12 protein-coding genes are annotated in these 12657 nt (G+C 70.4%); 4 read left to right on the forward strand and 8 right to left on the reverse strand.

Annotation, left to right across the window (positions count from 1 at the left end):
• Window positions 1–4 precede the first annotated feature (4 nt).
• Complete coding sequence (locus tag AB0O24_RS01720; protein ID WP_363372090.1) at window positions 5–3712, reverse strand: AAA family ATPase; 3708 nt, start codon at window positions 3710–3712, stop codon at window positions 5–7.
• Window positions 3713–3911: 199 nt separating this feature from the next.
• Between AB0O24_RS01720 and AB0O24_RS01725 the strand changes: the two genes are divergently transcribed.
• Window positions 3912–4445: a methylated-DNA--[protein]-cysteine S-methyltransferase gene (locus tag AB0O24_RS01725; protein ID WP_363372093.1), complete on the forward strand. Its 534-nt coding sequence runs from the start codon at window positions 3912–3914 to the stop codon at window positions 4443–4445.
• Between the two features lie 144 nt (window positions 4446–4589).
• Here AB0O24_RS01725 and AB0O24_RS01730 read toward each other — a convergent pair whose 3' ends face one another.
• Window positions 4590–6206, reverse strand: coding sequence for a cation acetate symporter (locus AB0O24_RS01730; protein ID WP_363372096.1), 1617 nt, complete (start codon window positions 6204–6206; stop codon window positions 4590–4592).
• On the reverse strand, window positions 6203–6556 hold the full coding sequence (locus tag AB0O24_RS01735) for a DUF485 domain-containing protein (RefSeq protein ID WP_275797705.1): 354 nt from the start codon (window positions 6554–6556) through the stop codon (window positions 6203–6205). Before AB0O24_RS01735 ends, AB0O24_RS01730 begins: the two co-directional genes overlap by 4 nt.
• A 144-nt stretch (window positions 6557–6700) precedes the next feature.
• On the opposite strand from AB0O24_RS01735, the gene AB0O24_RS01740 reads away from it, so the two are divergent.
• Together AB0O24_RS01740 and AB0O24_RS01745 are read left to right on the forward strand one after the other, a co-directional pair.
• Window positions 6701–7552, forward strand: a complete 852-nt coding sequence (locus AB0O24_RS01740; RefSeq protein WP_363372098.1) for a LuxR C-terminal-related transcriptional regulator — start codon at window positions 6701–6703, stop codon at window positions 7550–7552.
• Window positions 7553–7688: 136 nt separating this feature from the next.
• The gene (locus AB0O24_RS01745; RefSeq protein ID WP_363372101.1) at window positions 7689–7973 is read left to right on the forward strand and encodes a Fe-S cluster assembly protein HesB; all 285 of its coding nucleotides are present in this window, start codon (window positions 7689–7691) and stop codon (window positions 7971–7973) included.
• Between the two features lie 57 nt (window positions 7974–8030).
• On the opposite strand, the gene AB0O24_RS01750 is transcribed toward AB0O24_RS01745, so the two are convergent.
• Window positions 8031–8765 (reverse strand): hypothetical protein, encoded by a 735-nt coding sequence (locus AB0O24_RS01750; RefSeq protein ID WP_363372104.1) that lies wholly within the window; start codon window positions 8763–8765, stop codon window positions 8031–8033.
• Between the two features lie 83 nt (window positions 8766–8848).
• On the opposite strand from AB0O24_RS01750, the gene AB0O24_RS01755 reads away from it, so the two are divergent.
• Window positions 8849–9343, forward strand: a complete 495-nt coding sequence (locus AB0O24_RS01755) for a hypothetical protein (protein WP_307385656.1) — start codon at window positions 8849–8851, stop codon at window positions 9341–9343.
• Here AB0O24_RS01755 and AB0O24_RS01760 read toward each other — a convergent pair.
• From AB0O24_RS01760 to paaC, 4 genes are read right to left on the reverse strand one after another with little or no spacing between them, the layout of a single operon-like run.
• Window positions 9330–10100, reverse strand: coding sequence for an enoyl-CoA hydratase-related protein (locus AB0O24_RS01760; protein WP_363372106.1), 771 nt, complete (start codon window positions 10098–10100; stop codon window positions 9330–9332). The two genes, AB0O24_RS01755 and AB0O24_RS01760, sit on opposite strands and share 14 nt — an antisense overlap.
• Window positions 10101–10107: 7 nt before the next feature.
• Entirely contained in the window at window positions 10108–11247 is a 1140-nt protein-coding gene (gene paaE / locus AB0O24_RS01765; RefSeq protein ID WP_363372108.1) for a 1,2-phenylacetyl-CoA epoxidase subunit PaaE, read from the reverse strand.
• The gene (gene paaD, locus AB0O24_RS01770; protein WP_275796050.1) at window positions 11247–11732 is read right to left on the reverse strand and encodes a 1,2-phenylacetyl-CoA epoxidase subunit PaaD; all 486 of its coding nucleotides are present in this window, start codon (window positions 11730–11732) and stop codon (window positions 11247–11249) included. Before paaD ends, paaE begins: the two co-directional genes overlap by 1 nt.
• Complete coding sequence (paaC, locus tag AB0O24_RS01775) at window positions 11726–12562, reverse strand: 1,2-phenylacetyl-CoA epoxidase subunit PaaC (RefSeq protein ID WP_275796052.1); 837 nt, start codon at window positions 12560–12562, stop codon at window positions 11726–11728. The genes paaD and paaC overlap by 7 nt, the downstream gene beginning before the upstream one ends.
• Window positions 12563–12657 lie beyond the last annotated feature (95 nt).

The following is a 12657-nucleotide window of genomic DNA, read 5'->3' on the forward strand; positions in this document are numbered from 1 at the left end:
ACGTTCAACCGGGCAGGTCGAGGGGCTCGGTGGTGGTCCCGGAGTCGGCGGGGTCGTCGGGTGCGACGCCGAGCAGTTCGGCGATCCGGGATGCCACTCCCGCGGGGTCGCTGTACAGATCGAACGCGTGCACGCGCACGTAGTGCCAACCGAGACGACGCAGGATCTGCGGACGCAGCCGGAGCGTCTCGCGCAGGGACTCGCCGATGGTCTCGGGGTCGCTCTCGGCGACGACGGCCTTTCCGCCGTGGCGGGCCACGAGCGGGAGGAGTCCCCGGTAGTCGAGGTCGACCTCGACGCCGAGCGCGCGCAACTCCCGTGCCAAAGCGCGAGTGAGCGGATCGGCGAGGTCTTCGAGGCGGCTCTCGCGGCCGCGCGACGCAACCGACCCGAGGATGCCCATCAGCGTCGCGGCCCCGTGCTCAAGGCGCCCGTCGTCGAAGGCCGAGGGGCGGATCGACGACACGATGACCATCGAGCGCCGCGCGCGGGTCATGCCGACCGTCAGGAGGCGTTCGCCGTCGGGGGTCGACAGGTCACCGAAGTCGCTCAGAACGCGACCGTGACGGGTGAGACCGAAACCGAGCGAGAACACCACGCGGTCGCGGCTCTCGGCCACGGACTCCTCGAGAGTGAGCACGGCGAAGGGTTCGGCGGCATCCCGAGACACGAAGGCTGCGACGTCGGAACGGCCCGCGAGCGCCGCCTCGACGGAGGCGCGCACGCGCTCCGCGTGGGTGCGGCTCGCGGTGACGACCATGAGCGATTCGGACGCGCGGTTGACCGCGTGCTCGATGACGATGCTGACGACGCGGGCGACCTCGGCATCCGGACTCTCGACGGCGCCGCTCACCGGGTGAGGGGCTCCCACGCCGTTCTCGACGTAGTCGACGCTGAGGCTGCCGCGGCCGAGGTACGAGCCGGCCCACGGGAGGGAGACGATCTCACCGCCGTAGAACGCATCGTTGACGAGCTGCGCCAGATCTTCGCCGCCCGCGCGGTAGCTGCGGGTGAGCGTCTCGACGGGGAGGAGCTCGGCGATGCGCTCGAAGACCGAGACCTCGTCGAAAGGCACGTCGTCCGCCTCGTCGGGCGCCGGCGTGATCGACGCGCTCACGCGGAAGGGGGTGGGCTTCTGCACCACCGGGTCGCCGAAGAGCACGACCTGGCGGGCACGACGCAGGGCAGGGGCGGCCTCGGCGAGGCATAGGGCCGCGGCGTCCGCGATGATAACGACGTCGAAGGCGAGGTCGGTCGGCACGTCCGGAACCTCGTACGGCGAAGCGAGCCACACGGGCGCGAGGGTACGCAGCAGGGTCGGCGCGGCATCCGAGATCTCGGTCGCGGTGTGCAACCCGTCCTTCAGAGAACGCTTGAGCGCCGCGGCCTCGTCGGGGTGATCGACGATGCCGATGCGCCACTGCTTCGCCAGCTCGGCAGCCAGCAGCGGACCCGCGGCGGCAGCGTGCGCCTCGTCGACGAGACGGAAGTCGCGCTCGAGACGATCGACCACGGCGGTGTTCGCGCCGAGCAGCGCGCGGTCGGTGCGCAAGAGGTGCTCCAGCGCCGACTGCCACCACGCGAACTCGAGTTCGTTGCCCACGCGCTCTTCGGGAACGTGGCGGACCGACAGCTCGACCAGCAGCGGCTCGAGCCCGAGGCGGGCGAGCTCGGAGCGCAGCTGCGCACGTTCGACGAGATTGTCGAAGAACGTCGACTCGGCGGCGAGACCCGCGAGCGTGCGCACGAGCTCGTGCACCGGCAGGGTCGCGAGGCGCTCCGACCCCTGACGGCCGAGGATCTGATCGAGTTCGCCGAGCAGGGCGTCGACGCGCTGCCAGGCGACGTGCACATCAGCGAGGCCCAGGGGCACTTCGGGCGTGACGCCGGCCTCGACGACGCGCTGCCACTCGGTGCGTTGCTGCTGGATCCGCACGAGCGCTTCGTACATGTCGGTGACGTGGACGCCGGGGCGCACGTACTCCTTCGACAGGCGCTTGAGGCGACGGCGGTTCGGGCCGCTCATCGGCGACGCGTCGCGACGCGGTGAGTGGGCGTCGATGAGTTCGCCGAGCGGGCGCTCGAAGACGCTCGGGCTGAAGCGGTCGAGCGACTCGCGGATGCCCTGAAGGAGCTTCAGGTACGCGCCGAGCTCGGACACCGTCTGGAACGGACGCATGCGCGTCTGCGCGATGAGCTCGTATCCGCGCTCGAGGAGGCGCGGTACGTCGTTCGTGTGGAGCTTGCCGGCGAGGTCGTGCGCCGCTCTCGCGTCTTCCGTGCGCGTGAAGCTCACGCCGTACCACGGGGAGTCGTCGGGTCCGAAACGGAACTCGCCCAGACGCGCGGCCATCGCCAGCGCCCGCGCGGCCGCATCGCGGCGCCCGGCGAGTCGTTCCATGGTCGCCAGATCGAAGCGGGCGGCGGTCGACGGCGGCGGGGAGGTGGATGCCAGAGCCGTGAGCGCACGCAGAACGTCGAGGGCCGAGACCCCCAGCGCCAGGTGCGGCTCCGTCACGGCCGAGCGGTAGTCGCGAAGGACGGTGCGCAGGCGGAGCAGCGCGTCGTCGATCTCGGCGACCTTGGGCTGTTCGGCCTTCTCGTTGCGGCCGATCGCGCGGATCAGGTCGCGGCGCACGTGGTTCGGCGAGACCGCGAGCCCCGTGAGACCGACCCCGGCGAGGCGGTGACGGATGCCGTCGAGCGTGGAGCGGCGGGCGCTGACGACGAGGACGCGCTTTCCGGCGTGCACCAGCTGTCCCACCGCGTTGATCACGGTCTGGGTACCACCGGTGCCGGGGAGCGTGTGGACGGCGAGCGAGTGGCCTGCGGCGATTCGGGCGAGGACGCGTTCCTGCTCAGCGTCCGCGTCGAGCAGGAGGGTGTCGGACGCCGGCGGGCGCTCGTCGGGGCTGACGATGACGGGGTCCTCGCGGCGCACGGTGATCCGCGCACGGTCGTCCGGGTGCCCGGCGAGGGCGTTCAGGAGCGTGTCGTCGAGATGCTGCGTGTCGCGGGCCATGCCCGAGCCCACGTCGGCGAACGACGAGATGACCAAGCGCGGGTGCACCACGAACGTCGGGACGTGCGTGGTCAGGCGACGGATGTGATCGATCACCGGCTGCGGCTTGAACACGCCCTGGTCGTAGGCGAGGCCGGCGAGAGCGGCACTGTCGATGTGGATACCGAGGTGGCTGCGGAATGCGCGGGCCAGCTCGGGGTTCATCACGAAAGCACCGTGCAGCTTCAGCTCGAAATCGCCGTTGTGGCGACGGATCGCGAGGGGCCGGAGCAGAACGGGCGAGGACCACTCCACTCCCCCGATCTTCCACGCGGCGAGACCCACGGCGAGATGGACGGGCTCGAGGCCGCGCGCGGTGCGCAGCTCGACGTTCTTCGCCGTGATGCGCTCGGCCGCCAGTCGCGCGGTGCGCAGCGCCACCTCGTCGCGGAAGAGGTTGGAGAGCAGCGTCGCCCGACCGGTGATGAACTGGGGCAGCGACCCGGGGTGAGCCTTCGTGATATCGATGCCGGCGTCGAGCGCGTCGTCGAACCGCAGCAGCGTGGATCGGCCACCCAGGGCGGCCGCCTCGGCGCGGATGCGATCGCGCTCGGGGTCGGCGACGTGGCGGACCACGATGCCGGGCTCCGACAGTCGCAGCTCGCCCGGATCGACGGTCGACGAGGGAACGTCTCCGTCGGCACCGCTCACGGTGTCCTCCTCAGCTCGCCACACACCTGCCAGACTAAGCCGGGCATTCCCGGATGGGGCGTAGCCGGGGCGGGTTTTGCGGGAATCCGCGACACGCCGTCGGATCGGCTCTTCCTCCCCAGGATGCCGAATCGCCGGGCTGTCCCCCTTTCGCGACGCCGCCCCGACGGACGGTCCGCCCGGTCACGAGGATGAGCACATGAACACAGTCACCAGCACGGAATACGACAGCCCTGTCGGCCCGATCCTGCTCACTTTCGTCGATGAGGCCCTGGTGCGGCTCGACGTCGCGCACGACGGGATGGACCTCGCTCGGGCGCAGATCGCGCAGCGGCTCGGGGTTCTCCCCGAACCCGAACCCGAGGGCGCCGTCGACCTGCGGACGCAGCTCGACGAGTACTTCGACGGGGCGCGACGACACTTCGACGTCGCGCTCGACTGGCGACTGGTGCAGGGATTCACGCGGACGGCGCTCCAGGCCACCGTCAAGATCCCCTACGGCGAGATGGCGTCGTACGGCGAGGTCGCAATCCTGGCGGGTGCGCCCGGAGCAGCGCGGGCCGTAGGGACGGCGTGCGCGAAGAGCCCCTTCTCGATCGTCGTCCCCGTTCACCGCGTGGTGCGCGCCGACGGATCGATCGGCGAGTACGGCGGACACCCCGAGGTCAAGGAGTACCTGCTGTCGCTGGAGAATGACGTCGTGCTCCGTGAGGGACTGCGCGGGGGTGGGTGACGTCCTCTCGTGCGGCCCGGTGCACCGGCGCGGCGACGAGGGAGGCCACGCACGACGGACCCGGGCGCTGCCGCCGAAACGGGAAGCGCCCGGCCCGACGGCTGGTGCCGACGAGACCGGGCGCTCCCGATCCGAACGGGATCGTCAGTGGCTGGACGCCTTCTCGGCGCCGAAGCCGGTGAGCGAGCGGACGTCCATCTCGGCGGCCTTGCGCGCGTCCTCGGCGCGACGCGAGGTGATCGACCCGAGCCATCCGAGGAGGAACCCCAGCGGGATCGACACGATGCCCGGGTTGTTCAGCGGCCAGATCGCCACGCCGGTGTTGACGAACACGCTGGTGGGCGTGCCCCAGAACACCGGAGACAGGACGATCAGCACGAGAGCCGAGCCGAGCCCGCCGTACATGCTCCAGACTGCGCCGCGCGTGGTGAAACGGCGCCAGAAGAGCGAGTAGAGGATGGTCGGGAGGTTCGCGGACGCCGCGACGGCGAAGGCCAGGGCGACCAGGAAGGCGACGTTCTGCCCCTGCACCCCGATGCCTCCGACAATCGCGAGGACGCCGATGACGATGACGGTGCGCCGCGCGACCTTCACCTCTCCGTCGGGCGGAACGTCCCCCTTCTTCACGACGCTCGCGTAGATGTCGTGAGCGAAAGAGGCAGCCGCGGTGATGGTCAGACCGGCGACCACCGCGAGGATCGTCGCGAAGGCCACGGCCGAGATGAACCCGAGCAGGATCGGTCCGCCGAGGGCGAGGGCGAGCAGTGGAGCAGCCGCGTTGACGCCTCCCGGTGCCGCGAGGATGGCATCCGGTCCGACGAGGGCGCCCGCACCGTAACCGAGCACGAGGGTGAGGATGTAGAACAGCCCAATGAGCCAGATGGCCCAGACCACCGAGCGGCGTGCCTCTTTGGCCGTGGGCACCGTGTAGAAGCGCATCAAGACGTGCGGCAGACCCGCAGTGCCGAGCACGAGCGCCAGCGCGAGGGAGATGAAGTCCCACGGGTTCTTGCCGTACTGCAGACCTGGAGCGAGCACCGCCTCACCCTTCGGCGATGCGGCGACGGCGGCCTCGAGGAGCGTGTTGAGGTTGAACCCGTTGATCGCGAGCACCCAGATCGTCATGACGACGGCGCCGCCGATCAGCAGGAACGCCTTGACGATCTGCACCCACGTGGTCCCCTTCATCCCGCCGATGAGCACGTAGACGATCATGAGCAGGCCCACGACCGCGACGACGATGGACTGCCCGAGACGCTCGGTGATGCCGAGGAGCAGCGAGACGAGTCCGCCGGCGCCCGCCATCTGCGCCAGCAGGTAGAAGAAACACACCGCGAGGGTCGTGATGGCCGCGGCCATCCGCACCGGGCGCTCCCGCAGCCGGAAGGAGAGGACGTCGGCCATCGTGAACTTGCCGGTGTTGCGCATGAGCTCGGCCACCAGCAGCAACGCCACCAACCACGCGACGAGGAAGCCGATCGAGTAGAGGAATCCGTCGTACCCGTTGATCGCGATCGCGCCGACGATCCCCAGGAAGGAGGCCGCCGACAGGTAGTCGCCCGCGATGGCGAAGCCGTTCTGCGGCCCCGTGAACGAACGCCCGGCGGCGTAGTAGTCCGCCGCCGTCTTGCTGTTGCGGCTGGCACGGATGACGATGAACAGCGTCACCGCGACGAAGGCTCCGAAGATCGAGATGTTCAGAACCGGGTTGTTCTCGACCGTCTGAACGGCGGCGTGGACGGTGCCGAAGACCTCGTTCACTTCGACCCCCGCTCCGTGCGCTCGAGCTCGTCACGCAGCTCTTCGGCGATGGGATCGAGCCGACGGTTCGCGTAGGCGACGTATCCCATCGTGATCGCGAAGGTCGTGACGAACTGCCCGAGGCCGAACAGCAGTCCGACCGTCACCGCACCGAACACGGGCTGCGCCATGAACGCCGGGGCGAACGACGACAGCAGCACGTAGACGAAGTACCAGACGAGGAACGCGACCGCGAGCGGGAAGATGAAGCTGCGTTGGCGCTTCTTCAACTCGCGGAAGCGGGGCGATTCCTCAACCGTGATGTAGTCGACGCCGCCCCCGCGAGCGGGGTCGATCCTTCTGTCCGTCATGTGGCCTCCTTGCCTCATGGGACCGGTGCAACCTCGCACCGATGGGGGGATGGTGACCCGGGATCGTGGTAGCGCTCCCGGTGGTAGGGTCGACGCTACGAAAGGCGGCGACGCAGCCGTCACCCCCGGAAGTAGGTAGTTCTCGTGGGAGCACCGACTCTTCTTCGCGACGACGCGACGCTGGTGTCGCACGCTGTCACCGAGCTCGCGCGCCGCACCCACTTCCCCTTGGCGTTCGGCGGCTTGGAGCACGACGGCGCCGTCCACGTCTCGACGATCGTCGGTGCGCGCACGCGCAGTATCGAGGGCCTGGTCGTCCGCGCTGAGCGCGGCCTCGGCGGACGGGCCCTCGTCGAACGACGACCGCGCATGACGCTCGACTACCGCACCGCGCGGTCCATTACCCACGACTACGACCGGGCCATTCTGGGCGAGGGAATCGCGACCCTCTTCGCCGTCCCCGTGCTCGTCCGCGGTCACGCGCGAGGCGTCCTGTACTGCGGGTCGTGGGCACAGGCCCCGGTCGGCGAGCTCGAGGCGCGACCGGCTTTCGACGTCGCCGGAGAACTCGGCACCGAACTGCGTGTCCGCGAAGAAGTGGATCGGCGCCTCTCGAGCATGCCGGTGGGCGACACCGGGCTGAGCGTCGGCGTGCGTGAGGAGATCCGCGAGAGCTACGCGCAGTTGCGCAGCATCGCCGCGACGGTCGGTGACGACGACGTGCGCCGGCGACTCGAGGAGCTCGAGGCACGGTTGGCCGCGCTCACCGGCGACGCTCCCCGCTCCGGCGAGGACGCCGACATCCACCTGTCGCGCCGCGAGATCGACGTCTTGGCGTGCGCGGCCGTCGGTTCGACGAACGGCGAGATCGCGGCATCCCTTCACCTCCGCGAGACCACCGTGAAGTCGTATCTCGCGTCGGCGATGGCCAAGCTCGACGCCTCGACGCGGCACGCCGCCGTCGCACGGGCGAGGCGCGCGGGTCTGCTGCCCTGATCGCCGCACGGGCCCTTCGTGTGACCTCTGAGCGCTCGGTGGGAATCCCCTGGAAATGGATGCCAGAGGTTGAGAGCCGCGCGGATTCTCGGCATCGTGGCTGGCTCCTGTCGTCGACAAAGAAGGAGAGCCACGAATGCTGACGCTCACCGAAGAGGCCACGACCGCCGTCAAGACCATCACCGCGCAGTACCCCGACGCCGCTCAGGGCGGGGTGCGCATCGAGGGCGCGGGTTCGCCCGAGTCGCAGTTCACGCTGTCGGTCGTCGACGGTCCGCAGCCCCAGGACGCCGTCGTCGAGAACGCCGGCGCGCGCGTGTTCCTCGACACCGATGCCGCCGCCGTGCTCGATGACCGCGTCCTCGACGCGCAGATCGACCCCCAGGGCTCGGTGCAGTTCGCGGTGACCACCGCGGCCTGACGACCGCCCCGTTCGACGATGCCCCGGCCGCGTGCCGGGGCATCGTCGTTTCCGACATCAGCCGCGGAAGACGACGATCTCGTTGTTCGCCGCATCGTAGACGAACTGCAGGGCGGTCCCCGCGGGGAAGTCGGTCTGCGCGCGCTCGGGGGTTTCTTCTCGGAGCAGCATCGTCATGCTCGCCGGGAAGGAACCGGCACCGCAGGTGGTCAGGAAGAACTTGCCGTCGTACGAGAACCCGCCACCACCCGCCCTGTCGAGCAGTTCCGGCTGCCACACCGTCATGCAGCGGGCAGCGCCCTCCGCGTCGAAGTACGACGGCTGGGAGATCACGCGGAAGCCCTCGAACTCCTCGAAGGCCGTGACGTTGCCCGTGATCCCCACGGTGAGCGAGCTCGGCGCCTCGAAGGTCGGGTCCGGAGCCAGGCGCGCGATCTGCGTCGCTCCGGCCTGGAGGGGGTCGGTCTGCACGCGCTGCACGACGACGAGCAGCGTGGCGAGGGTCGCCACCACGAGCGCAGCCGCTCCCAGCATGATCACCGTCGACCGGCGCAGACGCGGCAGCGTGAACCGCGACCGCTCGGGGATGGCATCCGGAATCTCGTCCTCGGGAGCGGCGACGGGCTCGTCTGGCGCCGCCGGGGCCGGCTCGGGCACCCGCTCGTCCGCGGCCGCCCGGGCCTCGAGCTCGACCAGGCGACGCACGGCGTCGGGATCCGACGCGATGTCGGCGGAGGGCGAGTACGCCCGGTGACGCAGCTGCGCGAGTTCGGCTTCTTCGTCTGTCGACATGAGCCGATTCAATCACCGGCCGGCTGCGCGAGCGGCGCACGCGGACGGACGGGCCGGTCGCGGCGCAATGTCATACTGCGACCATGGAAGCGCGGCCCCTCTTCGGCACCGCGGCCTCGCGCGTCGCGAAGACGGTGGCACCCATTCTGCTCGTCGCGCTGTGCGGGTCGTGCGCTGCCTCGCCCCCTCCTCTCCAGACGAGCGACGATCTGATCGGCGAATGGACAGCGCCGAAGAACGAGCATTCCGCCATCCTCCGTTTCGATGAAGACGGCACCGTGCGACTCGAGCATGTTCCCCGCGCGGCGGTGACAAGTGATCCCTCGCAACCGGAGCCCGTCGAGCTCGACAGGAACGACACGGTCGACCTGGACGGTGAGTGGCTCTTCTTCGACCCGACCGGCACGCGCGACAGCGGCTCCGTGTCCGTGATTCCTCACGTCCACGATCCGCGAGACGATTTCTCGGTGAACCTCCGAGCTTCCGGCCCGGGGCTGTGCCTCGAGTACGGCAACGTCGACGACGGGCAGTGCCTCCCGTTCGTGCGCGCGAGCGACGCGGACGTCAGCGCCCCGTGAACACCGGCGCGCGCTTCGCCTGGAACGCGGCGAAGCCCTCGCGGTAGTCCTCCGTCCGGGAGAGGGCGGCCTGCGCGCGGTTCTCGAGCGCCATCGCCTCCCACAGGCCCAGCCGCTCGTCGCGGATCGCCGTGACGATGCGCTTGCTGGCGCGGAACGCCTCGGTCGGTCCGGCCGCGGCCCGGCGGGCGGCGAGCTCGGTGGCATCCTGGACCTCGGATGCCGGAACCACCCGTGAGAAGAGCCCGGCGCGCACGGCCTCGTCGCCCGTCAGCATCCGGCCCGTGTAGATGAGGTCGAGAGTGGCGTGGGTGCCGAGGCGCTCGACGAACAGGGCGTGACCGCCGGAGTCGAGGGTCGCGCCGAGGGCGGCGAAGGGCGAGCCGATTCTCGCGTCGTCGGCGACGAAGACGACGTCGGTGGCGATGAGCAGACCGAGGCCCACGCCGAGGCACGCGCCCTGAGCGGCGGCAAATGTCGGCGCGGGAAAAGCCGCCATGCGACGCAGGAGCGGCGCGAGCGTGGCGTCGAGGTATCCGGCGACGTCGTCGGTCGCCGGGTCCACGCCGGAGATGTCGCGTCCCGCGCAGAACGACGGCCCTTCGCCGCGGAGCAGGACGGCGCGGGCGCCGTCAGCCTCGGCGCGGTCGTACGCCTCGGCGAGCGCAGTCAGCGCCTCGAGACCGAGCGCGTTGCGCCGCGCGGGCGCGTTCAGCGTGATGATTGCGAGGTCGTCGGCGAAGGAGTAGTCGATCACGGCATCCCTATCCGTCGTAGTCGACGCGCACGGCGTCGGAGGTCGGGTGCGACTGGCAGGTCAGCACGTATCCGCGCTCGATCTCGTCGGGCTCGAGCGCGTAGTTGTCGGTCATCGACACCGATCCCTCGATGACCCGCGCGCGGCACGTGCCGCACACCCCTCCCGCGCATGCGAACGGCACGTCGGGACGCACACGGAGGGCGGCGGCGAGGATCGTCTCATTCGCGGCGACCGGGCTGTCGACGTGCGCCGACTGTCCGTCGAGGGTGACCTCGATGGAGCGGACGGGCTCGTCGGCGCGGACGCGCACGGGGCGCGCTCCCCCGGTCTGTGCGGGGGCGTCGCCGTCACCGGCCGTGAACAGCTCGAAGCGCACGCGCTCGCGCGGAACGCCCACCTCGGCGAGCGCCTCGCGGCACACGTCGACCAGGGCGAAGGGACCGCAGAGGAACCACTCATCGACGGATGCCGGATCGATGAGTCGCGACAGGATCAGGCGCAGGCGCTCCTCGTCGAGTCGGCCCGAGAACACCGGGGCGGCGCGCTGCTCGCGCGAGAGCACGTGGTGGAGCGTGAGGCGGGACGGGTAGCGGTCCTTGAGGTCGGCGAGCTCGTCGACGAACATGACGTCGGTCGACGAGCGATTGGCGTAGACGATCGTCATGCGGCTGTCGGCGGAGCGCTCGAGGACGCCCGCGGCGAGCGCCATGATCGGGGTGATGCCCGAGCCGGCCGCGATGGCGACGACGTGCCCTGTCGAGGTCGAGGCCTTCGAGACGAAGGTGCCCTGCGGGCTCATGACCTCGATCTCGTCGCCCGGACGCAGGCCCTCGTGCGCCCACGACGAGAAGCGTCCGTCGGGGTCGCGCTTGATGCCGACACTGATCGCGCCACGAGCGGGCGGGCGGCACAGCGAATACGAGCGGCGGAGTTCCTCCCCATCGACCGTGGCGCGCAGGGCGACGTACTGACCGGGCGCGTAGTCGAAGGCGTCGGCGATCTCGTCGGGAACCGCGAACGTCACCTCGATCGCGGTCGGGGTGAGGGGCCGCACGTCCGCGACGCGCAGGGTGTGGAAGCGCGCGCGGGCGCGCGGGGCGGGTGTGGTCGAAACGCGCGAGGGCGTGGCATCCGTCATCGTCATCAGAGGGCCTTGAAGTGGTCGAAGGGCTCGAGGCAGGCGCGGCATTCCCACAGCGACTTGCACGAGGTGGAGCCGAAGCGCGAGACCTCGCGCGTGTCGAGCGAGCCGCAGCGGGGGCACGCGACGCTGAGCTTCAGTCGGATGGGGCCGGCCGGAGCACGCCCGGTCGGCGGGGCGATGCCGTACTCGGCGAGCTTGCGGCGGCCTTCGTCGCTCATCCACTCCGTGGTCCAGGCCGGGGTGAGGGTGGTCTGCACGACCGCACGGTCGAAACCGGCCGAGGTGAGGGCGAGCACGATGTCGTCACGGATCGCCTCGACCGCGGGGCATCCCGAGTACGTGGGGGTGATCGTGACGGTCACGGTGCCGCCGTCGACTCGCACATCGCGGAGCACGCCGAGGTCGTCGATCGTGAGCACCGGGACTTCGGGGTCGACCACGGCGGCGGCGACCTTGCGCGCGTACTCGGCGGTCGCGGTCACCATGTCGCCCCCGGGTGTCGGCGGGCCAGCACCTGCATCTCGGCGATCAGGGGTCCGAACGACGGGTGATGGATGCCACGGCGACCTCCGGCGGACGAGAACGGGATGCCGGGAACCTCGACGTCCTCTTCGGCGAACACCGTCGCGACGACCTCGTCGACCCGCGTGCGCAGCGTCGAGGGACGCACCGCGACCCCGTCGAGTCGGTCGTGGAGCGGTTCGTCGCGGAACAGCTCGTCGAGGTACGGCCAGGTGTCGTCGAGGGCGACGAGGAAGCGGCGCCGCGACTCGTCGGTTCCGCCGGCGAGGCGGAGTGTCCACTGCACGGCGTGGTCGCGGTGGTAGTCGACCTCCTTCTCGGCCTTCGCGGCGACGGCGGAGAGCACCGGATCGGTGGATGCTGTGAGGTCGCGGTACAGCTCGACGAGGTACGCGGATGCCAGGAGCTGGCGGACGATCGTGTGGGCGAAGTCGCCGTTCGGGAGTTCGAAGAGCCAGGCGCTGCGGAACTCCTTCTCGTCGCGCCAGTAGGCGAGGTCGTCTTCGGTCCGACCGTCGTAGCTGCCCGCGTAACGCAACAGGGAGCGGGCGTGGCCGAGCAGGTCGAGGGCGATGTTGCCGAGGGCGACGTCCTCCTCGATCTCGGGGGCGCGGGCGATCCAGCCGCAGAGGTTCTGGGCGAGGATCAGCGCGTCGTCGCCGAGGCGCAGCGCGTAGGCGGCGACATCGGGGTCGGTGGCGCGGTCCTCTCCCCCGGCGAGCTCGGCGGCGAGCTCGCGGGCGTCGAGAGAGACGTCGCCGTGCGGGTCGGTGGCTTCGACAGGCTCAGCCACCTGGGCCGTGTCAGGTCCCTGAGCCTGTCGAAGGGACCGGCCCCCCGCGTCGGGGGCTTCGACAGGCTCAGCCACCTGGGCCGCGTCAGGTCCCT

It is taken from the genome of Microbacterium sp. NPDC086615 (assembly GCF_040686055.1).
Classification (GTDB): Bacteria; Actinomycetota; Actinomycetes; order Actinomycetales; family Microbacteriaceae; genus Microbacterium.

What these genes read in the sequence shown, in the direction of transcription:
- AB0O24_RS01725 (WP_363372093.1), top strand. Translation starts at nt 3,912, where the DNA reads ATGAACACAGTCACCAGCACGGAATACGACAGCCCTGTCGGCCCGATC.
- AB0O24_RS01735 (WP_275797705.1), bottom strand. Translation starts at nt 6,556, where the DNA reads ATGACGGACAGAAGGATCGACCCCGCTCGCGGGGGCGGCGTCGACTAC.
- AB0O24_RS01745 (WP_363372101.1), top strand. Translation starts at nt 7,689, where the DNA reads ATGCTGACGCTCACCGAAGAGGCCACGACCGCCGTCAAGACCATCACC.
- AB0O24_RS01750 (WP_363372104.1), bottom strand. Translation starts at nt 8,765, where the DNA reads ATGTCGACAGACGAAGAAGCCGAACTCGCGCAGCTGCGTCACCGGGCG.
- AB0O24_RS01755 (WP_307385656.1), top strand. Translation starts at nt 8,849, where the DNA reads ATGGAAGCGCGGCCCCTCTTCGGCACCGCGGCCTCGCGCGTCGCGAAG.
- paaE (WP_363372108.1), bottom strand. Translation starts at nt 11,247, where the DNA reads ATGACGATGACGGATGCCACGCCCTCGCGCGTTTCGACCACACCCGCC.
- paaD (WP_275796050.1), bottom strand. Translation starts at nt 11,732, where the DNA reads ATGGTGACCGCGACCGCCGAGTACGCGCGCAAGGTCGCCGCCGCCGTG.